Below are 22,825 nucleotides of genomic sequence, written 5' to 3' on the forward strand. Positions count from 1 at the left end.
ATATTCGAGGGTAACACTTGGCATTGTTCAGAAGACGGATAACACCTGCGCCGACCGATCATGTCCCCGGGCCGCAGGAAATTTATGATCGGTACCTGTCCTGGGGCGAGAAGAACCGCTCCCTTCGGACCTTGATTGGTCTCATCCTGCTTGCCTTCGCGGTGGCCGGCTGGGCTATCGCCGGCATACTTTCGTTTTCGGTGGCGCAGCTTTTCCCGCTTGTCCGCACCGAGGTCGTGCCCCTGATCGTCGACAAGAATACCGGCTACATGGAGACCGTGACCACGCTCGACAAGGATCAGTCGAGCGTCTCGGAAATACAGGCCGTTCGCGCGTCGTTCGTCGGCAATTACGTCATCCGTCGCGAGACTTACGACCCCCGCTATCTCTCGGACAACTTCGACATGATCGCGCTCTGGTCGGAACCGAACTCCGAGGCCTTCAAGGAGTATGAGGCGTGGATGAACCCGAGCAATCCACGAGGGCCGGTGAAGACGCTCGGTGCCACCGGCGACATCCGGCCGGAGATCCTCTCGGTCAATCCTCTCAATGCCTCGACCATGGCCGTCCGTTTTGAGACACGGGAACGCCAGCGCGGTGGTGACGTCGTCAATCGCTGGTCTGCGACGGTGCGCTACCGGCAGATCAATCTTCCCGCCAGCAACCGGGTTCGTCTGTACAATCCGCTGGGCTTTGTCGTCACCGAATACGCAAGGGTTCCGGAAACCATGCCGTCGGGGCCGGCCCAATGATGAAACAGATGACCGCGCTTTCATTCTTACTGCTGCTGGGAACCACGGTCGGGCATGCTGAACTGGTCGCACGTCCGGGAAGGCTCGATCCTCGAGTTCGCTCGCTTCCCTATTCGGCCGAGCAGGTCTTCCTGGTGACCGGCACATACGGGATGGTGACGACGATCCTCTTCGGCGCTGACGAGGAGATCACCCAGGTCGTTGCGGGCGACACCGTCTCCTGGCAAATCCTCACCTCGGCCGACCGGCGTTCCCTGACCTTGAAGCCAATGGAAAAGGACGCGGCGACCAATCTCTCCGTCGTAACCACCAAACGGACCTATTCCTTCGACCTTCGCGTCAACGACAGCAAGGCGATCCAGAACCAGACCTTCAAGCTGCAGTTCACCTATCCCGAAGATGCCGGGCTGAAGGGGACTGCCGAGCTTTGGAAACAGGCGCAGGATGCTGCGCGCAATCCGAACCTCAGGAACATCCGTCGCGACAAGGTCAACTACGACTATGGCTTCAAGGGAAGCGATGCGGCAAAGCCGCTCTGGGTGTTTGACGACGGATTGAAGACCTTCATGAAATTCACCGGCGACATTCCGGCGATCTTCATCGTCGACCGGAAACGCCGCGAGAGCCTCGTGAACTACCGCCGCGAGGCCGATTACATCGTCATCGATACCGTCTCGCGGCAGTGGTCGCTGCGCTATGGCACCGAGGACGAGACCTGCCTGTTCAATCTGCGAACTGTTCCCGCCGATATTCCGGCGCCGATCGAAGGTGCGGTTGCGCCGAAGCGGATCGGTGCCGGCGGTCCCCCGCAACAAGCTCAACACTAGGAAAGCGCGCCATGTCGGATCCAAATTATCATTCGCTCGACACCGACAGCGCCATTGGCGGTCCGGTCCGGAGGAGCAGCGTTGGTCTCATGCGGCCGATCGCGGTTATCGCGGCCATCGCCGGCGTCGGCGTCGTCCTTTATTTTCTGCTTGCCGGCGGCGAGCAGCAGCCGGCGATCGACACGACGCCGCGCGAGGAGTTCCGTCCGGTCCAGACACCCAGGAACGAAGGGTTCAGAACGCCGGCCCCGCCTCCTTTGCCGACGGTCGTCGTTCCGGAAGCGCCGCCGCCACCCCCTCCGCCGCCGCCAGCGCCCGTCGTTCCGGCGGCTGCTCCCGTTTTGCCACCGGCCGAGGTCGACTGCACCAGAGGCAAGAACCCGGACAATCCCCGCTGCATCGAGCTCGCACGGCAAGCCAAGCTGCTGGAGCGTGTTCGCTCTTCCGCCATGGTCTTCGATCAATCGGATCAGAGGAACGGCGCGGCAGGGGCCTCGACCGACGTCACGGGTGCGGGACTGTTCGGCGCCAGTGATTCGTCCGGGGCGCAAACGGCAGCAGCGTCAAACGGCGGCGGCGCGGTCGACAATGATCGTGCTTTCCTGAAGGCGATGGGCGGGCAGGGTGTGGACGTTTCAGTCGCAACCGAGAACCGCCGCACGGACGCCTGGATCCCGCAGGGCACGATGATCCGCGGCACGCTGGAGACGGCGATCAATTCAGACCTCGCCGGCATGGTGAAGGGGATTGTACGGGAAGACGTCTATTCGTTCGACGGCCGGCGCATCCTCATACCGGCAGGCTCGTCCCTAATCGGCGATTATAAATCCGGGGTCGAGCGGGGGCAGGAGCGGATCCTGATTGTCTGGACACGGATGATCCGCGGAGACGGCGTTTCGGTGCAGCTCGGCTCCTATGGCACTGATCGGCTTGGGCGCTCGGGCATGACGGGTGTCGTCGACCGCAAGTATTGGGAACGGTTCGGGCCGCCGGCGATGATGACGTTGATTGGTGGCGCCACTCAGTACATCGCCCAGCTCGGCCAGAAGCAGGACCGCAATATCACGATCGTCAACACGGATGGAACGGTGACCAGCATTCCTCAGGATAATGGAAGCACGTCACAGGATCGTGCCCGCGAAATTGCTGCCGAGACGATTGCGTCCGGCATCCAGCAGCTGGCGTCAGAAGCTTTCCAGGACAGCCGCAACATCCGGCCGACGATCCACATTCCTCAGGGCTCCGACATCAATGTCTTCGTCACACGCGACCTCGACTTCGCCGGGCTTTATCCGGATCCGGTCCGCGAAGAGTTTGAGAGACTGCGCAGAAGGAAGCTTGGCAAATGAACGCGCGCCCGTCGATTTCTGCTGAGCAGCATTTTCTGTCTGAGGCCATCGAGCCGATCCGACCGTTTCTCGACGATCCCGGCGTGGTTGAGATTTCCTGCCAGCGCAGCAATGAGATCTGGCTCGAGCGTATCGGCCAGCTCAGCATGATGAGGCAGCAAGTCGACGGCCTCGACCAGGAATCAATCCGCCATATGGCATCGCGCGCCGCCTCGTTCACCAAGCAGACGGTCAACGCTGAACATCCGCTCCTATCGGCGACGCTCGTCAATGGCGAGCGCGTGCAGTTCGTGCTGAACCCGACTTCCGCGACGGGCCACGCCTTCTCCATCCGCAAGCAATTCATCCGCCGGTTCGATTTGAACGACTATGAGAAGGCTGGCGCGTTCCGCTTCACCAAGGTGACGGGAGACGACTATATCGACGACGTCGATATCGAGCTGTCGCGGCTGCTGCGGGCCGGCAAGGTTCGCGCCTTCCTGGAGCTCGCGGCAATCAATCACCGCAGCATGCTGATTTCGGGCGGCACCTCCACCGGCAAGACGACGTTTCTGAATACGATGCTCACCGCCATTCCGAACCATGAGCGGTTCATCCTCATGCAGGACACGGCTGAGCTGGAGCCGCTACAGGAAAACGTCGTCTCGCTGCTGGTCTCGAAGGGTGGCCAGGGCGAGGCAAGGGTGACGATGGGCGATCTGCTGGCCACGGCGCTCCGTCTCAGACCGGATCGGATCTTCATGGGCGAGCTGCGCGGCGACGAGGCCTTCGACTTCCTGAATGCGATCAATACCGGGCATCCCGGTTCAATGTCGACGATCCATGCAAACTCGCCGCACCACGCCTTCAACCGGCTGTCGACGCTGGTACTCAACAGCAATGTGCGCATGGAGCGCGACGACATCATTCGATACATCCGCTCGATCATCCCGATCGTGGTCCAGTTGAAGAAGAGTGATGCCGCCGGCGGCCGCGGCGTCAGCGAGATCTACTTTGCCGACGAGGTGGACGAAAATGGCAAGCGTATCCACGCACACCGAGACTGACCGCCCGAAATGGACGGGCCTGCAGCGGGCATCGTTGTTCACCTTGCCGATCGCACTGCTCGGAATCGTTCTCCTGTGGCTCGCCTTCTTCACGCTGATCTACGACGCCTACATCACCTCGTTCGGATCTTCGTCCTACTTCGACTATGTCGCACAAGCGCGCTGGATCGACGCCGTGCGCTATACCTGGTCTATCATCCATGTCCGCAACACGGTCGGACTTTCGCTGCTGGCCTTCGTGGTTGCCTTGCCGTTCCTGTTTTTCTTGGCTTGCCTCTGGATGCTGAAAGGCGGCAGGGCGTTGTCGCGCAAGATCCTCTACCTGCTGCATGTCCGGTCGATGTTCAGTCTGATCGCCCATACGGCTCTCATCTTCGCCGCCGCCTATGCCGGCGTCATCGTCTACGGCGTGGCCTTTTATCTCGTTGCCACAAAGGCCGGTGAGCATGCCGAGATTGCCAGCTACTACGGCAATCATCTGGCCGCGATGTATCAGGCTCCTTTCGGCGCAATCGATGCAGCCGGCGCCTATCAAAAACCATCCCGGCAGACGGTGCTCGCCGCGCTCGCCGGTCTCGCTGCCGCCGGTGCCATCGTCGGATTTCCGATCGGCGCGGCAATTCAGAAACGCCAGCGGATGATCATGGGAAAGGCACGCCTCGCCACCTTGAAGGACGCAGCCGATTTTCGGCTGCGCGACAAGCACGGCATCGTTCTCGGACTGAAGCAGGGATTGCTGCTGCGCAACGACGGCGATCAGCACGTCATGGTCATCGGTTCGCCGGGACAGGGCAAATCGCGCGGCTTCGTCATCCCGACGATGATGAGTTTTCAGGGATCGCAGGTCGTCCTCGACATGAGCGGCGAGCTCTTCGAGGAGACCTCCGGTTATCTCAAGGACAAGGGGTACGAGGTCTTCCTGCTCGCTCCGGGCTCGAAGTTCACCGACGGCTACAATCCCCTCGACCTGATCAGTGACGAGCCGAACCAGCGGATCACCGACCTGCAGAAGCTTACGCAAATGCTTCTGCCGGAACGTCTGCGATCGGATTCCTCCGACTTCTGGGAGGAAAGCGCCAGGATCCTTTTGACGGCCATGCTCGGCTTCGTGCTCGAATGCCCCGACACCCGCAAGTCGCTCAGCGAGCTCTATCGCATTCTCAATTCGATGTCGGACGAGCGCAAGGCGATCATCCAGCTATTGGAAAACTGTGAGCCGGTTCTCTCCGACCAGACCCGGATGCAGCTCACCAAATTCGCCGGGCGCCATGAAAAGCTCGGGGAGGGGATCGCCGCGGAGATCGTCGCCAAGCTCAATTTCCTGCAGAACCCGCTGGTGGAAGCGCTGACCTCGATCACCACGATCCCGATCGGCACCATCAGAAAACGGAAGATGGTGATCTACATCCAGGCCGACTGGAACGCCATGCAGATCTATGAGCGGCTGATCTCGATGTTCATCCAGCAGATGGCCGACAAGCTCGTGCAGATGGGACCGTTGCGCAACCGTGAGCATGAAGTGCTGATGATGCTCGACGAATTCGGCAATGGCGGCCGGATCGATACGGTGCTGACGCTCGCCCCGCTGATCCGCAAGAATGGCGTGCGGTTCGTCTTCATCCTCCAGGACGGCGCCCAATTGGAGCGGCTGTACCAGCGCTCCGGCCAAAGGATCCTGATGGGCGCTTCGACGATCAAGCTGTTCATGAATTTCCAGAACCAGGAAGATGCGACCGCTGTCTCGATGGCTGCTGGCAAAACGACGGAGTGGGTCGAACAATCGTCTTATTCGCATCGCCACGGCCGAAGACAGCGATCGATCTCGAAGGTGCCGGTCTCGGTCGATCTTCTTCCCGTCAACACGCTGATGATGATGAAGCCGGAAGAGGCGATCCTGCAGGTCACCGGTATGCCGCTGATGCGCATCATGAAGCTCGATTCCGGCGGCGAGCGGATGTTTTCGAAAGTGCGGAAGTTCAAGCCGGCGAAAAGGCCTTGCATTGAGCCGGTTGAATGGACGATCGACGACAGCAAGTCCGCTGCGGCGGCCCCGGCCTCGACAGGCACTGACAACGACGCCGTGCGCTTCGTCGTCAAGGATGGTGTCCGCCACGTCTACATTTCCTCGCTCGACGAGCTGCGTCATCGCCTGGATCTCGACGAGACGCGCGAGGCCGGTGTGGCGGAGGAGGAGGTACAGGCGGAAAAGAAGAAGCAGTCGGGAGACAAGCAAAAGGGGGATTCGGCGAGCGGGCAACGAAAGCGCGGCATACCCAAAACGCCTGGAGCCGCTCGCGAGAGTGACATCGGTCTCGATATCGACGAGGAGAAGCTCAGCCGCAATGTCTATTCGGGCTCACCGGCACATCGGAGCGTTCGAGCCAAACAGGCCAATGGTCCGTCGGATCAAAGCGGCCCTCGGCCTGCTGCAACTGTTCTTCGGCGGCAGGAGGTCAGAGACGTATTCGGGGCAGATCTTACCGCGTTGAACGAGGTGATCTTCCAGCAGGCCGAAGAGAACGCGCTTGAGCCGGTCGAGCTGAACGCGGATGTCGAGCTCTTGATAGAGAGCCTGTCGGATCGGCTCACGGAGGACAGCTCGAGAGCCTACCTGCGCCAGTTCGCTAGCTTGGTGCGGGATCCGCTGGGCGAGGATCGGGAGCAATCTGAGACCGAGGCGCATGCTGAGTAGATGCGACGTCGCCCGCAACGACGCAACACTGCGTCCCCATCCGCCAGGGAAAACGATACATGGGTGAGATCCGACATTTCTTACAAGGCGATATTTCAAATAATGGTCATCTCGAACGAATTGTCGCTGCCGCCAAGGCTGACGCCGGCTTTTGGCTGATGGTGAAGGAGCGCGAGATGGAAAGGCAAACGATCGGAGCCGAAGTTGACCTGGAGGGCGATGGTGAGGATGCGATCGACAAGTCGGCGCCGGCGAGGCTGACGCCCACGATCACAGAGCTGGCTGACGACCTCGTCTCGCGCATGTTCGGAACTTGCCCACCCGAGGTACTGGTGATCATCCAACAGGCGCTCCTCGATGCCGCGAGAGTCGAGCTGAGCGCTGTCCGGTGAAGGCCAATCAAACGCTGAGGAAAACGGCGATCATAAAATGATCTTCAGGTCAGGATGTCGTCATCGGATGTCGGGGAAGTGTCGTATCCAGGCCGACGAACCTGATCGATCACCCAGTCTTGTAGCCGCCTGGCGGTGTCTGCGGCCTTCGCCTCAGTGAGATCCTTGGGAGAAATCCCAAAGATCGGCCCGAGATGCTTCATGCGCGGCAAAGTCCTTTCCTTCGCCTCTCGATATTCGTCGGTCTCCATCCCAAAGGCTTCGATAATGAGGGTCACCGAGATGGATCCTCCATATGTTGCCTCTAACATGAAGTCCGGCCTGCACAGACCGGCGGGAGTCTCTGATGCGAACAGCGGCTTGGTGATCTTGATGCGAAGGTCCGGTACCGCGTCGAAAAGAGCTTGCTGCAGCCAGAACAACAGATGCGAAACATCTCTTTCGAATCCCGATTCCACCGGAAAGAGCGTGTCGCCGTTATAAACCGGCTGCGCATAGGCCTGGATCGCCCGCACGGGTCCCTCGTCGTCGTCCTGAAAATCGACGTTCAGCAAGGTCAGGAACGGACCTCTGAGTGTGGGATCGCCACGCAATGGATGGCGGACTTTACCGAGCACATCGATCTTTCTCAAGGACGATGCCGGCATGATCGCCTGCGCCGACACGGTTTTGACAAACAGCAACATAAAGCCGGTTCGCCGAAGGCTCTCCGGCCAGTCGGGACGAGAGGTCCAGAGCAATCGCTGCCAACGACTATCTGGATCCCAGTAATCCGCGGCCCATGTCGACATCAGCGCGTTGAGCGTCCAGGTCCGCAGCACCCTGAGCTCCCGCGCGGCGGAACGTATCCCTGAGAGCTGACCTCCTAGTGCAAGTTCGGGATTGTCCTGCAGCGCAGGGATAACATTCGTGCCTGCCTTGTCCAGCATCCGCCACAGGATGCTCGCAAGTCTGGAAGGACGGTCGTTTCGTTCCCTCGATCGGGTGGGATCATCCTCCGAGATATCAGCAAGACGGTTGGGAATGGCCGGAAGGGCGTCGATATAGCTGCGCTCGGATTTTGGCAGCGGGCGAATCTGATAGCGACCGTCGAACAGAGGCGGAGCAGCGTCCTTGTCCACATGGAACGGGCATGTCTGCGCATGGTTTGGACGCTCTTCATTTTGTTGGGGGTCCGCCTCCTTCGAGGTCAGTCGTCGCAGCGTAAATGTACGCTCCTGTTGGATCGGTGCGAGCAATGGCTGCAAGCCAGCGGCGAGGCAATCGCATTCAATCCAGCCGTCCATCACTTTGGCGCGTTTGATGACCGAAAGCGCAATAGCCTCATCTTCCTTGGATGCAGCGTTGCCATACCAGGCACGCAACGCGGTTGCCTCTCGGTCGGACAGGTCGGCAAGTGGATGCGCTGGACTGTTGCGAACGACGATCCGCATGCCAGACCTTCAATAGCCGAGGAGCCAGAGCCGATAGCCGAGGTATCCCACACCGGCGGCGGCGCTTGCGGCGATGATCGTCTCTCCCCAAGCTCGGATGTTCCAAGCCCTGCCTTTGTCGATGCGCAAACCTTCGAGCACAGCCGAAAGGAAGGCATAGATCGGGATCATCATCGCGTAGCCCACCGTGAGACTGTCTCGGATTACGATGCAGGCGAGGAGGAAAACAAATCCGAAAACCAGGGTCGCCAAACATAGCCGCTGCAAGTCAAATCGGTAGCCACGCTTTTTAAGCGACGTCATCGAGTGCCTCCTTCGAACTCAGTCTCGAAAAATATAACTGCAGTATAAGTGGCGGGCAAGCTACGGCAAGGGGTTCGGATCTATGGAGGGACCTATCCATGAGGATTCGTGCCAATTGAAGACGGTGCCCCAACTACGGGGCTCAGTGACCCGAGGAGGCTCTGCCATCCTCTTGCAGGGCGTGATCGTCGCGGTGTAAGACGTGTAACAAAGTTGTGAATGCTTGGATGCAAGAGATAGGCAACAAAGGGTTTACGCTTGGTCATCATGGTCTCTAGCCGGCGTCAGGCATTGGATGAGCAGTAGAATCCCGAACAAATCCCCGGCCAGCAGCTGTGGCAGTACCCTCTGTTGGCGGGATAATACGTTTGCTGGTCCCGTATCGAGCACATCTTCCGCCAGGGAAGGCGTTTCATGTCGCGTGTGAAAGACGATCAGTCCGGCAACGCAGTGGGCGTCTCGATGTTGAAGGCACTATCGTTTCAAGAAAGGCTGGCAATCGGCCTGCGCCGATTGAAGGCCGAGCGCGGCCTAACGAACAAGGATCTGGCCGAACAACTCGGCGTATCAGAGGCCTATATGTCGCAAGTGACCCGCTGCATGCGTGACGTCAAGCTGTCGACGCTCGACAAGATGCAGCGGGAGTGGAATGTCATTATCGAGGATTTGCTCAGAGTCACCGAAGACGATCTCTCTCTGATAGAAGCGTTGAAAGCCCGCCGTGGGAAGAAAAAAGCTCCCGAGACCGCGACCTGATTTTCTCCTTCATAGCGTGGGATCGGCCCGGACTAGTGATCGAGGTTAAACCAGAACCTTTCCTTCATGCCTTGGTCATTCGGGATATCAAAGAAATAGGGATCAGCGCGCCGCGGTCGCGGGGTGGCAACTTGCTGGATGCAGCCATCATGGCCGTTGCCGAAACTGCGCTCTATCGTCATACCTGACTGTCTCGTGTGGGCATTGCGCTCCATCGGTGATCGGCAGACATCGACTGTTTTGATGCACTGGTCGGGCTCGCCGCGCCAGCCACCGTCGCCTTGCGAGCTATAGCCGACCGTCGTTCCGGCCGGGCAATCCTCGTAGTTTTCCCGCCCCGGCTTGCCGGCCTTAGCCTCATGGCAAATCGGCCAGGAAAATCCCGGGTCCTTCATCGCGGCAATGAGCCTTGTCATAGGTGGAACGCAATAGGCAACGCCGTGCCATGACGGATTTTTTGATGCCGCACACAACAGAACCTGGCATCCCCACGAGGCGTCCTCGGCTTTTGCGCCGCCGACCGGGGTTCCAAGGGCTGTACCTATCAATGTTGCGACGAGAATCACCAACGGTCTCATAATTCGCCTCCGTTATCGACTACTGGATTTGCGCCCAGGCACCGTCGATCCTCGCAAAGGAAAGCACGCCCGGTTGCGCCACGCCGGCAAAGGAGCCTGACGTTGTTGTGATGATGCCGGTACACGTGACGCCAGGTATTGCCTCGCGCGGCTTGCACTCCGAGATCCTGATTGAACGGCCTGACTTCGCGATCGCAGCACTTGCCTCTTCGTCACTCGGAGCGTCGACAGGCGATGGTTGCTGCGTCGACTCCTTCAGTCGGACGATCTCTTTTTCCAGGTCTGCGATATAACCGGTTCGCGCCAGCTCACCGATCGCATATCCTCCCGCTGTTCCAGCAAGGAGGGCGATGGTGGCAGCAATAACCGCGGTATCGGGGCGCTTAGCCATCGGAACCTCAATACCCCTCGATGCCCAGTCGCTTGAGGACAGCAACCGGATCGGTCTCGCACACCGTCTTCCAGTCCGCATGCTTGGCGCAGGCGTAAGCGTATTGGCTAAGGTCTGCCGATGACAGGTCGGCAAGCCTGTTGCCAATTGCTTTCCATTGCTGCACGTCCGTCGGATCGCAGCCGGCGCCGCCCGCGCCGCAAAAGTCCGGATCACGCTGATCGGTCAGATTAGGAGTGGCGCTATCTTGCGCGCCGCTCGCGACCGGAGCGAGGACGAGCAGGATTGCCGCGGTAACGACGGAGCAATAGATGCGGTTCATTCAATCTCCTTACACGTTTGAGTTTACCGAGCCGCTTGGGTAACAGGCAAAGGCAGGGGCAGGCCCGTCTCGGCTTCTGGTGATTGGCCGTCCGACTTCTCTGCGGCCACAGTCGATGCGGTGTAAAGCCAAGGGGGAAGCAGGTCCGGTGACGACCAGACTCCAAAGCCCAGCCCCCTGGCTTTCCGCTCAATATCGAAATATGCAGGGACTTGTGGCTCGTTGCGGTAGTTGAATGCGTAACCGATACCCTCCGCAATTGCCGTTGCTGCCAGATTTGTTTCGCCGACAAAGCAATGAGCGATCAGGATCTTGTTGGTGTCGCGGCCAATTGGCGCGCAGTTGACGTTCTGCCCAAGTGTCCGGAGGATCATCCAGGCACGCGAAACCTGACCGGCGGGCCACTCCACGCCATCGCTCGTTGCGGTCTGCTCAAGGCGAGGGGCTTCATACCCAGCCAGGCGGACGATCTGTCGGCTCTTGACGAATTCGAACGTGGTCGCATCAACGACCTGAACCTTGCCGTAGATCTGACGCGGCACATCGGACGGGCGGCTTTGCGCAAGCAAAGCCGTCGGGACCATTACGAGCCATAGTATCGAGGCAGCCGCAACTCTCATTGTTGTGCCCCCGCCTGTTGTTGGAGAACGGAAACCGGATGCGGTAGGTCCGAATAGGCCCAGAGTCCGGCGCGCGCCGAACGTGCAGATTCCTCCGCAACCCGGTAACCTGGAACAATCAGTCGCCCCGCGCTGTCGACGGCGGCAAATCCCCAACCTTGGGCAATCATATAGGTTGCCAGGTCGTACCGATGCCGGCCTGTCGTCGTTTGGCATGCGACGACCGCGTTGTTCTGGTCGAGATTTTTGATGGTCGCGCAGACGGGCCTCGTGTCTCGGATCAACGCCTGCGCCATGACCAGATCGAGCTCTCCGCAATCCCGGACAACGCCGGCAGAGACGGTGACGTTGGTTCCCCGGAGACAGGCCTGCAGACCATAGAGGCGATAGCGTCGCCCGCCGGAGATCCAGGTGTCGCCCGTCTCGAATTGTGCCTCCGTCGGAAACGGAACGAATTCGGGTTGGACGCGACCAGCGTCAACGGCCGAGGGAATGTCGGTTTGCGATGCCTGAACAGGGACGACCGATGGCGAGAAATGCGGTTCGCGCGCGACATTGCCGTCGGCGAGCATCGGCATGATTGTCGTGGCAGCACAGACACCGGAAGCTGAGATCGTCGAAATGAACATAAGAAGCCCGATCCGCATCAATTGGTCGACGGATTGACCGGGTGGTAAGGATGGGTGAACTGGCCGTTTGCCCAGATTCCGGCCTGCTCACCGCGTGCGGTTTCCTCGGCTTGCAGGTATTCCGGGAAGACAGGCCGACCGGCGCGGTCACGGGCAGCGAACGCCAAGCCCTTGCAGATGAGCGCTTCGGAGAGCGATCGAACCGCGCCATTCTCGACGAAAAAACATTCAGCAAAACGCACGGTCGGTCTGCCGGGATTTTGCGCGAAAACGTGGCAAGGAAATGCGTCGCCGGCACCTGCCTTTGCCTCATCGAGCGTCGCAGTCATGCCGGCAAGCGAAATCATCGCACAGGTCGTCGGCATTCCGGCAAACTCCAGTGGCTCGGCCGAGAGGCAACCCTGGACGCCGGCTAGTTTGATCACGTCACCATCGGCGCCGAGAAAGGCGCTGCCGCTCAGCGCGGCCTTTGGGCTAACAGTTTGCAGATCAAGTCGGGACGCGATCGATGAGATGTCCAGCGGTATTTGTGGGCCAGGAATCAGATCCCGGCCCTCTGCGTAGGCGTTCTGATAATAGCCGACAAAATCCGAGACCGTGTCGGCCCGCGCGGCAGAGGGCAGGGCGATCAAGGCATTGAGAAGGGTGCAAAAGAGGAGGCGGTCGAACCGCCGAGCGCCATTGTTCATGCTCGCATCCGTCACCTGTTGACTGTTTCGAGCATGCACGAAATTATACTGCAGTGCAAGTCTGGAAAATGGCCTTGGATTGCAGTATGTGTTGTTGGACACTGGAAACGTGCAGATGGAGAAGGGTAATGTCCGCGGCAAGAAAGGCGCTCAGGGTTGTTGTCTTCCCGTTTCGGGCGGCATGGTTCTTAATATTGATCGCGAACTTTTTGGTCGTCTCGGCCGTCTGCCTTCTTGTCGCGTCCCTTCTTGCATACGGCGTTGCCCTGGCCTTTTCGTATGCCTTTCTGCCGGCAGAATGGACGCAAACGCTGTGGCGATGGGTGGTCGATCTTTATGTTCAGTCTTCCTGGTTCAAAGCTGCCACGATCGCTTTCTTCATATTCTTGCTCTTGCCCGTCCTCCGATTTTGGCTGGCGAGGGATCCGGTTGCGGATGTAGCCCGAGAACGCGAGATCACCAGGCTGAATGATGATCTGATTGCCGCGCGGCGGCAGGAACAGTTGCGAGCCAAATTTCGGGCCTAAAGGAGAGGCAGCTGGCACGTTTGCAGGGCGCCGGAGCCCACAACGTCCTTGTCTCCAAATTCTGAGGCTGTCGGCCGCCACTGCGATGGAAGATAGTTTGCAGCGGCGGTGACTTTTGTTGCAAAGGGCGAGGAATTCAATGGCAGCCAAACCACTTTCGCTTGCTATCTCGACGTTCAAAGGCGGTGCGGGAAAGTCGACGCTGAATGTCAATCTTGCAGCGGAATTCGCGCAACAGGGACACAGAACGCTGCTCATCGATTGCGATGAGCAGGAGTCGTCGACACGCTGGTACAATGTCTCGATGAAGCGCGGCTTGCTTCCGACCGACGGCACGTTGCTGCACCTGCGAGTGGCGCCCGGAGATCAGTTTCGGGGCCGGTTGGCCGACGCGCCCGAGGCGGATATTCGGATCTATGACGTTGGCGGCTATGTCCATCAACGCGCGATCGAGGTCTATCACGAGTGTGACGCCGTTCTCATTCCGATTATTCCCGAACCGACCGCCGCGACGTCAGCGATCAAGGTCGCAACCATTTTGAAAGAGATATCCAAAAAACGGCCCCAGGGACCGATCCCTTACGCGGCGATCTGGAATTATGTCGACATGATCGCTCTCAAACATAACAGGTCGCTTCCGGAAGTCCATGCGATCCTGACGAGCGGCAGGATTCCCATGGTGGAGACCGTCATCCGCAAGAGCAATCATTTCAGCGATGTCGGGGCAGGCTTCGGCTCGCTCTATTCCAAGCTGGCCAGCATTGAGAACAACCCGTCGTTGACCCCATCGGCCAAGCGCCGGGCAAGCGAGAGCGTGCTCGATGCGATCGATCTCGTCAAGAAGATCAACAACGAATTCATCGGCCTCCTGCAGGCGGAGGCGGCTTAGAGAGATGGCGGGGGAAAGAACACCGGCCGGCAACATTCTAGCCCTTGCCCGATCGAGAGAGGATCAGGCCAAGGAGGTGGAGGAAACTGCAACCTCCTATATGCCGACCAATATCGACCTTGAAATGCTAATGCCCGATGAGGCTCCTGAAGAGCAGGATGAGCGCGTCACGCCGAGCGTCAGTTCACCGGAAATACGCACTCCGGACAAAAAACGACGCCGTGAGCGACTGGCCTCCAAGGGCGCCACAGCGGCAGGCGAAGCCACGAAACGCAAGCGTATCTCGCTATATCTCGATGACGACGTGCTGACGAAGATCTTCCAAGTTTCGTTGGAGCGTCACGAGCAACTGTCCTCCGCGACGCACCGGCTGATTGTCGAGGCTCTGAAGGCGAGGGGGCTGTAGTCGATGCGCGAACCGGCCATCATGTTCCGGCTGCCTGCTCAGGTCTTAATCAACCTCGACGCCCTTGCCCGCAGGCTCGATGTCTCCGTCAACATCGTCGCCAAGCTCATTGTCACCAGGGAGATCATGCACATTCCGGCGATGCTCGAGGAGCACGACCGGCAGCTGGCAAACATGCACCAGTTTTTACGAGATCTCGCCTTCCGGAACGAGGAGTTCCTCTCGGAGGAGAGTGTGCATGCCGAAAGTACCAAAGCGATCGCGCATCAGCTCGAAGAAGTCATGAGAGCTCTTGATGCCATCCGCGACGCTGCCTTCATCCGGCCGTCCACATTTATCGCCGATCTGATCAGGAGCCACGATGAACGACCTGTCCAGAAGTCGCTCCGCATCTAGACCCGGAAGTCGTCGGCTGCCGAGCTATTTCGATCTCATCGAAGACGAGCTGCGGCGCCGCGGGGGTGGTGGCGGTGGATCGGCGAAGCGGTCGACGTTTACGAATTCCGGCTTGCCCTCCGCCAAGCATCCCGGAGCTGCTTCGGCGTTCAGCCGTGCGGCCGGCAACAATGCGGTCGTCGTCAAGGTCTTGTCTTACGGGGCCGGCGCGAGTTCGGCCCGCAACGTCCTCGCCTACCAAAGCAAGGAAGAGAAAGCGCGCGACCAGGACGGTCGCGAGGTCACCGATCTCAGTGCCGCCGTCCGGTCCTGGGAGAGGGAGTTTGGCAACCGGAAATGCAGCCAGGACATTCTCCGTCTGACCTACGAGCTTGAAAAAGCCAACCGCGAGCACTTAGGGCGCGCTCTCGCTTCGCTGGCGGAGGATGGGTTCCGTCAGCCGGGCGACGGCGATCGAACCTATGCCTTCAGCGTCAGCGAGGGTGTGAAGGGGCAGACCCGTCTGCAATTTGCTCTGGTAATTGCCCACGAGAAGAAGGACAGGTCGGATCGAAGCAGCGCCAATCGTATTCCTGCAGAAATCGATGATGTCCGCGCGATCGATGAGCGACTCGACAAGGTATTGCGCGGCGCCGGTATTACTCCGGTTTCGCGCTATCCCGCTGAATTCTCCTCCGGGCCCAAAGGCCTGACCGCCACCCTACATGCGATGCAACAGGCAGGGGCGGAGGTAACGCTGTCGACGAAAACACACCTTAGAGACCGCCCTGGCAAGAGCGGCCGTTACGAGCGCGACGGAGAACGGCGCGAAGTCACGACCAAAGACCACAAGGAATTGACGGCCGAGGGCAAGGTCGTCGGTGCTCTCATGCAGACCCGCCAGCCGCGGGACTTCATGCACCTGTTGCTCTCGGCGCCGGCCAACGTTGATCGCGACCGGTTCATCCTGGCGGGCCGAGATTTCCTGAGGGAGCAGTTTGAGGGCCACCGCTACGCCTATGCCGTCCATAATCGCAATGATCTTGAAAAGCATCCGCACCTGCATGTCATCGTTGCGCTGCGCAACGCGAGCGGAAAGATGCTCAACCCCAATATCCGCGACTTCACCGAATGGCGGGTCCGTTTTGCTGACAAGGCGCGGGAGCGCGGCATCCCGATCGATCGGCAGAAGCGCCTCGAACGTGCTGGCCCGCCGCCCGTCAAACGATGGGAGTGGGAAATGTTTCGCCGGATGGGAGCAACGGCGCCGTCGAACATCGTCGAAAAGGTAATGTCCAAGCTCCGCGACACGCCGACGGCGCCGAAGCGTGAGGAGGCCAGGACGCGGTTCGACCAGAGCCGGCGTTCGGTCGGGCACGTCATTCGCATGCTGGATGGTATTGCCAAGGACCGCGGTGCACCGAGCACCGCACGAGAACTCAGCCAGGATCTGTCCATCGGGCTTCGGCGCGAATATGGGCGGCTTAAAACAGCGGTCCGCGAAGGCCGTGATCCCACACGAGAGAAAGGCGAGGACCACATGCTGCGATCCACACCCATTAGTGCCGCGCAAGCAAAGGCGGCGAAGGAAACGCTGGCGAACACCGCGCTCACGGTTGCCGCGAAGATTGCCAATCCATCTGATCGGCTGATCTTCGAGCAGGCGACGAAGATCATCGGCAAAGTCGTCGGGCTGCAGCTCGACTCACGCGTTGACAAGAATCGAGACCGAACGGAGTCTGGCAGGGATAAGCGGAGTTCGGACAGCCTCGAAACCAAGTCGGCTGCCGGTCGCGATCATATTGCGGAGCAGGGCGTGGTTAATAGGAGTTCGAACAACCGTTCTCTCGACGCATCGCGCATCGCCCGGTCTAATGCGGAGCATGACGCGCCGGAAACAGATCGTTCGAATCGGGAGCGCCCGAAACCCCAGCAGCGGGATCGCGACATACCAAAATCGATCAAGCTTCGCCCGCCTCAGGAGAAGGACAGGGACCGCACCCGCTAACCCTGCGAACCGCACTGTTGGCCACAGTTAAGCTCTCCAGCGATGGACCAGCCCAACGTCGCCTGGATCTTGGCGCGGAGTCGCTGGACCTCCGTGGCTTCAGGCGGAGACAAATTGGGGACACGCTTTAGGGCCGCACCCTGAGCGGTTCCCTCGCTTCGGTTGTTGAAGTAGTCGATTACCGAGACACCCGCATCGTCGGCAGCGAGGCTACCAGCGGTCGAGCTGCCGATGAAAACGGTTTCCTTCCTGCCGATCCCATACCGCTCCATAACTTGGAAGATCGCTCCGGCGCCAGCCTCCTGTTGCCGATCCGCTTGGCGCTGAGGGCCGGTTCCGCTTGCATGTGGGACGTCACTCCATGTCACCCAGAAATCCGGTATGGCACATCTGATGCTCAGTAATGCGTCAAGCAATTCGGTCAGGGTTGCGAATTCTGATCTTCCATAGGCACCCGCGTCCATCCCACGCTCGTCCGAAATAAAGCCGAAACGAGCATTGAGGTGTCGCAGATGCCTTAACATTTCAACGAATTCTTCGTTGATATCTCCGAGCATGTAATCCCCGGAGGGACTAGTCTTTCTCAGGAGGGTGCCATCTCTCTCAAAAATGACGAGGCCGGTTGAACCGATCCTCCTAAAGATCCTGTCTGCATATTTTGCATGATTGTTCATTGGCTAAATTCCAAACCTTGAAGCCAGCTTCGCCATCACACGACTTCGAAATGACGCGCAGCTTCCTCTTGGGGCCAGTCGGTGGCGATTGTCGTCGTTACCCGGTTATCGGATGGGAAATCAGCGCGTTTCGGTGAGGAATCTCCGGCGTTCCTACAAGCGAGCGGCAAAATGGCTTCCTCCTCTCACTCGCTGCTCATCTGTTCTGAAATCAACATCCCAAACTTCAAAATTTTGCTCCTGATAGTAGAATCGCTATGCAGTTGCGTGTAGTTGCGATACCCGTTGATCGGGCACAAACGCACGAAATCTACCGAAACGAAACGAAACCAGAGCCGGTAAGCCATTGCCAAAGAATGGAAAGTTATTTCTCCCTCCGCCGAAAGACGGAAGTGATTTCAAAGAACTCTTCAAACAATTGGCCGCGGCAGGAGCGGGCCGGCCGTTGGGAAGTGATGGCTTTCCCGCAGGCCCGTGGACGCCGGAACTTCTCGCTGAGGCGATTTCACACATCGATTCCAACCGGACCGGGGTCGATCTACGAACGGTCCAGCTTTGGTTTCAAGAAAATGAGAAGGGTATCAGCACCACCAATATTCGTTGGCTGGCAAGGGTCTTCGGGTGTGATGATCCGGTAGCAACAAGCGAATGGCAGATGGAGCTAAGTGCGGCGCAATCTCGCTTAACGGCGAAGAGGCGAGGTTTGAAGAAAGCGGGAAGCAGCCCCGCGGCAGAGGTTCCAAATCTGGCCCGGAATGTCGTCGATGAGGAGATGGAGTCGCCGGCAAAGCTGGAAAGGGATACTGAGGCTAATCAGCCGAGCCGACGTTTTAATTTGGCGAGGAGGTCGGAGGCGCTATTTAGCCGCGGATCTACCTTAGATCTACCAGCGTCGGTGTTTGCGGGTGCCACCGCCCTTGGGTTTCTCTCGTATATTGTGGGGATCCACAACGCGACTTACAATCGGGCGGATGGTCTCGTCAAACAGGTAGGTTTCCTCTGGGCGCCCAATTGGACGTTCCTCTTTATGGTGTTCTTGCCACTGTTTTTTGCGTTCGTCATAGAGTTGCTGTTGTTTTGGAAAAATGAAGGACGCTTACGGATTATAGCGGCGGGCAATCGTGTGGAAAGCGACGCCGCCTGGGCCCGAAACGTAGATGCTTCTTCGTATACATATTGGGCGGTCTTTATCGTCTGCGTGTTGTTCGCCGGTGTGTTTCAATGGATCGGTGTGTGCTTGGTCCCGTTGGTAAAAGGCGGTGGCAACTATGCGATAGATTGGGGCAAGTTAGCGCTCGTGCGGCCCGAAGTCATATCGGTGCCGATGGAGATTGTATTCACGGCGTTCGCTTATCTCTACATGTGCTTGTGCTTCTATCTCTTCTTCGTAGGTCTCATTTTGCTTCATACGATGATTAATGACCTTTGGAAAATCGGGGGAGCATCGAGGAGCCGGCCGCGAATTGATTGTCAATACCATGTCCATGAAATCGGCTTACGGGTGATGCGCGGAATTTTTCGGTGCACTGTTTTAGGTCTTCTGATCGCCGTATGCATGAAGGCCCAAAGCTCCTACTTGGCGTCGAATGGAAAGAACATCGTGGCTTGGCTGCTTGCCGATATGTCGTCAGCTTTGTATGAGGGCAAAGACATGGGCAAAGGATTCAGCTACAGGATGCCGACCCACTACAGCAGCCTTCTTATCGCTATTTCGACGATTATCGTTTTTCTTTACGGTTCTATCCGTCTAGGTGCCGGAAGCCGATTTCATTTTCCCATGTGGAAGATGTCAGCGGCAGTAGGGTTACTTTTTACCAGCTACCTGCTGATCGACGCATTTACAGGCTTTTCGATCCTTCTGTGCCTTGCAGTGCTGCTCGCGATGTACGGCCTCATTGATCCAGAGCTTGGGCGATGGAGAGCGAGCGACTGGGGAAGCAATCAGAATGTATCATAGTTGGCTTGATCGTTGGGATGAGCGGCGGGCAAGGCGCGGTGAGGAATCCAAGGAAATAAGCGATTTCGTCCTTGATGCCAACCTCGCCTTCCCACGCGCCAAGAACATAGGAAGTATCGGCGAGTTTTGTGTCCTCGCGGACCAGGCCGCGGCTGATCCAGCCTTTTTCGATGAACCGAGCGGGGACGATCAGCATTTTCAACGGCAAGACGGGTGGATCAAATTTCCGTCGGACATGTCCACTGGCGTCGAAGAGAACAATGTAGTCTGGGCAAAAATCACAGAAAGCGGATCCTTCGATCAGGCGTTGGTGATTTTTCATCACTGGAATGCGAGTGCACGCAATCCTCAGATCGCCAACTTTTTCTCACAGCGTGGAATCACGGTTGTCGAGATCGCTATGCCTTATCATTTCGAGCGCAGCCGTTCCGGGTCCGTGTACGCCGATTTTATGCTTAGCCCTAATCTCGGTCGAACCATCCAGTCTGTACGGCAGGCGGTATGGGACGGGCGAAAACTCATTCGTTGGTTGAAAAGCGAAGGCTATCGAGAGATTTCTGTTCTCGGTATGAGCTTAGGTTCCTGGGTCGCAGGCTTAATCGCTGCGCGCGACTTGGCTGTGTCAAAAGCCTCGTTGTTTCTTACAGCGGGAAGTCTCGCGGATATGGTTTGGACAGGGCGCGCGACACGATCGATACGTGAAAGCCTTGAACCCGTTATTGAGCTGACCGATCTCAGAAGGGCGTGGGGTCCGCTTAACCTAGAGAATTACGCGCACAATTTGGCAAGGACCGATCTCGAACTTCACGTTGTGTTGGCTAAGAGGGACAAGGTCGTTCTGCCAGAGATATCACAAGGGTTCATGCAGAGGCTGAAGGCCGCCGGAGCTAGGCCAAACATTTTGGAGCTAAACTGTGGTCACTATTCGCTCGGCATGCCGCCTTACATATTGTTGGCTGGTTTGAGCCTGAAACGGTTTCTGTCGTTCCGCCAGACTCAGGGCTCATTGACCAAACCCAGAAGATGACGTTGTTGCGATGCAGATTTCCGAGAAGAGGAGTTCCACACGAAACTGACCTCGCTCGGTTCCATGCGGAAATCAATAATGTTTTGCCTTTCGACCTCAAACCTTTCCCCGTCGCGAGCGACCGTCGTGCAATTTGGGAAATGCTCGTGCGCAAAGACGACCACGGCCTCGCGTCTAGGCAGCCGCTTCCAATAGCAGCTATGGCAGGGAAACTTGATCTGGATCAAAGCGCGGTCCCGGCGAAATTGATAATCCTCAAGCCGCGCCGGAAAAATCGGGATAGCCGAGCTGGCAATCGCCGCGTAATCGTTTGGGGCACGCGCCGCATGCACAGCCACGCCACACGCGGATTTCGAGGGGATCAGGACATGGACGCACCCAGTGGAGTTTCCGACGCCGGCACTCCCGTCGCTTGCGCTTCCTGTAAGGCACGGCACGGCGTCGTCTGCGGCGCACTGTCGAGCGGTCAGCTCCGGGAGCTCGGCCGCCAGTCGCTGCGCCGCAAGGTCGAAGCCGGCAACGAGATTATTGCTCAGGGCTCGGAAAGCTCTGTGCATTCGAACATCATGCGCGGGGTGGTAAAGCTCTGCAAGTTGATGCCGGACGGGCGCCAGCAGATCGTCGGCCTGCAATTCGCCCCCGATTTCGTCGGCAGGCCTTTCGTGCGCGAAAGTACGCTGTCGGCCGAGGCTGCGACCGACGCGGAAATCTGCGTCTTCCCCCGCAACCTGCTCGACCGGATGATATCGGCGACGCCGAAGCTGCAGCGCAGCCTGTACGATCAGGCGCTAAAGGAGCTGGATGCCGCACGCGAATGGATGCTGACGCTCGGCCGGCGCACTGCAGGCGAGAAAGTCGCAAGCCTCCTTTACCTGATCGCCACCCGCGCCGAACCGCAGACGGCCACGATCACCGCTTTCGACCTGCCGCTGTCCCGCGCCGAGATCGCCGATTTTCTCGGTCTTACCATTGAAACCGTCAGCCGTCAGATGACCACGCTGCGCAAGAGCGGCGTTATTCGCATCGAGAACTTCAGGCATATCATCGTCCCCCACATGGATCAGCTGGAGCGGATGACCAGCGCATAGAACGGGATCAGACGTCGAATTCGGGATCAACGCGTGATCACGACGCGAGTATTGGCGAGGCCAGCCTGTGCGCCAGCGAGAAGAACTCAGAACCGCCGCCGCCGTTACAAGGATATATCGGTTGCCGGGAACATCGTCGATCACATCGTCGAACAGGCGAGCGGCCACGGGCTGGTCGACGCCCCCATCTGAAGGCCAATACCAACAAGGGCAAATACGATCTTGGGACGGTCGAGAAGTCGCGCGCCGACTACAGGGCCGATCTTGATGTAGGCGCGGACGGCCTGGATGCCGGCTATGCCACACCGAGCATCGCCCAGGGCCTGGAAGACCGGCAGATCCTTGGCGTCACCGCGATCCGGGGCCGCTGACGCAGGTGCTCTGCTGGTCTCACGTGAAGCGCAAGTTCTTCGTGCTGGCGGACATCGCCACAAATGCCAAACGCGGCAGCCGCGCCGCGCTGATCTCGCCTATGGCGCTCGAAGCCGTCAAACGGATCGATGCGCCGTTCGACATCGAGCGTGAGATCAACGGGCTTGCCGCAGCGGAACGTCTGGAGCGCCGTGCGGAAGCACGCCTGCCGCTTGTCGGCGAACTGCACCGCAGGCTTCAAACCGAGCGGGCAAAACTGTCGCGCAGTTCTCCGGTCGCAGAGCCGATCGACTACATAATGAAGCGATGGAACGGCTTCGTGTCTTTCCTCGACGACGGCCGGATTTGTCTCACGAACAATGCCGCCGAGCGCGCGCTCAGGGGTTTTGCACTTGGGACGAAGTCGTGGCTCTTCGCCGGATCCGATCGCGGCGCTGATCGTACTGCCTTGATAGTGACGCTGATCATGAGTGCCAAGCTCAACGACATCGATCCGCAGGCTTGGCTTGCTGACGTCCTGGCCCGCATCGCCGACACGCCAATCAGTAAGCTGGAGCAAGTACTTCCGTGGAATTGGCAGCCACACGAACTGAGCGCTCAAGCAGCCTAACCTACGGCCCTCACCGGATGCATACAGAACTGTTGTTGATCGCTGAGATGTGTCGGAGGCGGGATTGATCGAAATCAAATCAGCCATCCGACTGTCGTGAGGCGCTTCTGCTC

The 22,825-nt window shown here is 58.8% G+C and carries 24 protein-coding genes and 2 pseudogenes; 17 read left to right on the forward strand and 9 right to left on the reverse strand.

What is annotated here, in order from left to right:
- Positions 1-17 precede the first annotated feature (17 nt).
- Genes ACIPSK_RS27405 through ACIPSK_RS27430 form a run of 6 tightly spaced genes read left to right on the forward strand, consistent with a single transcriptional unit; the run spans position 18 to position 7,058 of the window.
- Positions 18-752, forward strand: a complete 735-nt coding sequence (locus tag ACIPSK_RS27405) for a virB8 family protein (protein ID WP_026154668.1) — start codon at positions 18-20, stop codon at positions 750-752.
- Between the two features lie 8 nt (positions 753-760).
- Positions 761-1,579 (forward strand): TrbG/VirB9 family P-type conjugative transfer protein, encoded by an 819-nt coding sequence (locus ACIPSK_RS27410; protein WP_085991655.1) that lies wholly within the window; start codon positions 761-763, stop codon positions 1,577-1,579.
- Positions 1,580-1,590: 11 nt separating this feature from the next.
- A complete protein-coding gene (gene virB10 / locus ACIPSK_RS27415) occupies positions 1,591-2,928 on the forward strand; it encodes a type IV secretion system protein VirB10 (protein WP_017969109.1) in 1,338 nt (445 codons plus the stop codon).
- Entirely contained in the window at positions 2,925-3,974 is a 1,050-nt protein-coding gene (virB11, locus tag ACIPSK_RS27420; protein WP_029875121.1) for a P-type DNA transfer ATPase VirB11, read from the forward strand. The genes virB10 and virB11 overlap by 4 nt, the downstream gene beginning before the upstream one ends.
- A complete protein-coding gene (locus tag ACIPSK_RS27425) occupies positions 3,943-6,666 on the forward strand; it encodes a type IV secretory system conjugative DNA transfer family protein (RefSeq protein WP_446533078.1) in 2,724 nt (907 codons plus the stop codon). The genes virB11 and ACIPSK_RS27425 overlap by 32 nt, the downstream gene beginning before the upstream one ends.
- Before the next feature lie 59 nt (positions 6,667-6,725).
- Entirely contained in the window at positions 6,726-7,058 is a 333-nt protein-coding gene (locus ACIPSK_RS27430; protein ID WP_017969112.1) for a hypothetical protein, read from the forward strand.
- Between the two features lie 44 nt (positions 7,059-7,102).
- On the opposite strand, the gene ACIPSK_RS27435 is transcribed toward ACIPSK_RS27430, so the two are convergent.
- Both ACIPSK_RS27435 and ACIPSK_RS27440 read right to left on the reverse strand, forming a co-directional pair.
- Positions 7,103-8,491: a hypothetical protein gene (locus ACIPSK_RS27435; RefSeq protein WP_017969113.1), complete on the reverse strand. Its 1,389-nt coding sequence runs from the start codon at positions 8,489-8,491 to the stop codon at positions 7,103-7,105.
- A 9-nt stretch (positions 8,492-8,500) separates the two neighbouring features.
- Positions 8,501-8,794: a hypothetical protein gene (locus tag ACIPSK_RS27440; RefSeq protein ID WP_017969114.1), complete on the reverse strand. Its 294-nt coding sequence runs from the start codon at positions 8,792-8,794 to the stop codon at positions 8,501-8,503.
- A 414-nt stretch (positions 8,795-9,208) separates the two neighbouring features.
- Here ACIPSK_RS27440 and ACIPSK_RS27445 point away from each other — a divergent pair, with 414 nt between their 5' ends.
- The gene (locus ACIPSK_RS27445; protein WP_017969115.1) at positions 9,209-9,550 is read left to right on the forward strand and encodes a helix-turn-helix domain-containing protein; all 342 of its coding nucleotides are present in this window, start codon (positions 9,209-9,211) and stop codon (positions 9,548-9,550) included.
- Between the two features lie 32 nt (positions 9,551-9,582).
- Here ACIPSK_RS27445 and ACIPSK_RS27450 read toward each other — a convergent pair whose 3' ends face one another.
- The 6 genes from ACIPSK_RS27450 to ACIPSK_RS27475 all read right to left on the reverse strand — a co-directional run bounded on the left by ACIPSK_RS27450 (position 9,583) and on the right by ACIPSK_RS27475 (position 12,779).
- Positions 9,583-10,128: a hypothetical protein gene (locus ACIPSK_RS27450; protein ID WP_017969116.1), complete on the reverse strand. Its 546-nt coding sequence runs from the start codon at positions 10,126-10,128 to the stop codon at positions 9,583-9,585.
- Between the two features lie 19 nt (positions 10,129-10,147).
- The gene (locus ACIPSK_RS27455) at positions 10,148-10,519 is read right to left on the reverse strand and encodes a hypothetical protein (protein WP_017969117.1); all 372 of its coding nucleotides are present in this window, start codon (positions 10,517-10,519) and stop codon (positions 10,148-10,150) included.
- Between the two features lie 7 nt (positions 10,520-10,526).
- Positions 10,527-10,841: a hypothetical protein gene (locus tag ACIPSK_RS27460; protein WP_017969118.1), complete on the reverse strand. Its 315-nt coding sequence runs from the start codon at positions 10,839-10,841 to the stop codon at positions 10,527-10,529.
- 23 nt (positions 10,842-10,864) lie between these two features.
- Complete coding sequence (locus ACIPSK_RS27465; protein WP_017969119.1) at positions 10,865-11,461, reverse strand: thermonuclease family protein; 597 nt, start codon at positions 11,459-11,461, stop codon at positions 10,865-10,867.
- On the reverse strand, positions 11,458-12,039 hold the full coding sequence (locus ACIPSK_RS27470) for a thermonuclease family protein (RefSeq protein ID WP_246733282.1): 582 nt from the start codon (positions 12,037-12,039) through the stop codon (positions 11,458-11,460). Before ACIPSK_RS27470 ends, ACIPSK_RS27465 begins: the two co-directional genes overlap by 4 nt.
- 68 nt (positions 12,040-12,107) lie before the next feature.
- Positions 12,108-12,779, reverse strand: coding sequence for a hypothetical protein (locus ACIPSK_RS27475; protein ID WP_017969121.1), 672 nt, complete (start codon positions 12,777-12,779; stop codon positions 12,108-12,110).
- A gap of 128 nt (positions 12,780-12,907) precedes the next feature.
- Between ACIPSK_RS27475 and ACIPSK_RS27480 the strand changes: the two genes are divergently transcribed.
- The 5 genes from ACIPSK_RS27480 to ACIPSK_RS27500 all read left to right on the forward strand — a co-directional run bounded on the left by ACIPSK_RS27480 (position 12,908) and on the right by ACIPSK_RS27500 (position 16,984).
- Positions 12,908-13,306 carry a hypothetical protein gene (locus ACIPSK_RS27480; RefSeq protein ID WP_017969122.1) on the forward strand — a complete coding sequence of 133 codons (399 nt, stop codon included), beginning with the start codon at positions 12,908-12,910 and terminating at the stop codon, positions 13,304-13,306.
- A 139-nt stretch (positions 13,307-13,445) separates the two neighbouring features.
- Entirely contained in the window at positions 13,446-14,195 is a 750-nt protein-coding gene (locus tag ACIPSK_RS27485; protein WP_017969123.1) for a ParA family protein, read from the forward strand.
- Positions 14,196-14,199: 4 nt separating this feature from the next.
- On the forward strand, positions 14,200-14,601 hold the full coding sequence (locus ACIPSK_RS27490) for a hypothetical protein (RefSeq protein WP_017969124.1): 402 nt from the start codon (positions 14,200-14,202) through the stop codon (positions 14,599-14,601).
- Positions 14,602-14,604: 3 nt separating this feature from the next.
- Positions 14,605-14,997 (forward strand): hypothetical protein, encoded by a 393-nt coding sequence (locus ACIPSK_RS27495; RefSeq protein WP_017969125.1) that lies wholly within the window; start codon positions 14,605-14,607, stop codon positions 14,995-14,997.
- A complete protein-coding gene (locus ACIPSK_RS27500; RefSeq protein ID WP_446533079.1) occupies positions 14,963-16,984 on the forward strand; it encodes a relaxase/mobilization nuclease domain-containing protein in 2,022 nt (673 codons plus the stop codon). The genes ACIPSK_RS27495 and ACIPSK_RS27500 overlap by 35 nt, the downstream gene beginning before the upstream one ends.
- On the opposite strand, the gene ACIPSK_RS27505 is transcribed toward ACIPSK_RS27500, so the two are convergent.
- Positions 16,981-17,658 carry a hypothetical protein gene (locus ACIPSK_RS27505; RefSeq protein WP_017969127.1) on the reverse strand — a complete coding sequence of 226 codons (678 nt, stop codon included), beginning with the start codon at positions 17,656-17,658 and terminating at the stop codon, positions 16,981-16,983. The genes ACIPSK_RS27500 and ACIPSK_RS27505 overlap by 4 nt on opposite strands.
- Positions 17,659-18,004: 346 nt before the next feature.
- Here ACIPSK_RS27505 and ACIPSK_RS27510 point away from each other — a divergent pair, with 346 nt between their 5' ends.
- The 5 genes and pseudogenes from ACIPSK_RS27510 to ACIPSK_RS27530 all read left to right on the forward strand — a co-directional run.
- Positions 18,005-19,615, forward strand: a complete 1,611-nt coding sequence (locus ACIPSK_RS27510; protein ID WP_017969128.1) for an RcgA family putative transporter — start codon at positions 18,005-18,007, stop codon at positions 19,613-19,615.
- Positions 19,605-20,642, forward strand: coding sequence for an RcgR family putative quorum lactone hydrolase (locus ACIPSK_RS27515; protein ID WP_017969129.1), 1,038 nt, complete (start codon positions 19,605-19,607; stop codon positions 20,640-20,642). The genes ACIPSK_RS27510 and ACIPSK_RS27515 overlap by 11 nt, the downstream gene beginning before the upstream one ends.
- 368 nt (positions 20,643-21,010) lie before the next feature.
- Positions 21,011-21,730, forward strand: coding sequence for a Crp/Fnr family transcriptional regulator (locus tag ACIPSK_RS27520; protein ID WP_017969130.1), 720 nt, complete (start codon positions 21,011-21,013; stop codon positions 21,728-21,730).
- Between the two features lie 84 nt (positions 21,731-21,814).
- A pseudogene (locus tag ACIPSK_RS27525) lies at positions 21,815-22,092 on the forward strand (hypothetical protein); the annotation flags it as partial.
- A pseudogene (locus ACIPSK_RS27530) lies at positions 22,083-22,712 on the forward strand (IS66 family transposase); the annotation flags it as partial. The pseudogenes ACIPSK_RS27525 and ACIPSK_RS27530, both read left to right, overlap by 10 nt.
- Positions 22,713-22,825: the final 113 nt, after the last annotated feature.

The sequence above is a fragment of the Rhizobium sp. LARHSG275 genome (genome assembly GCF_052871115.1).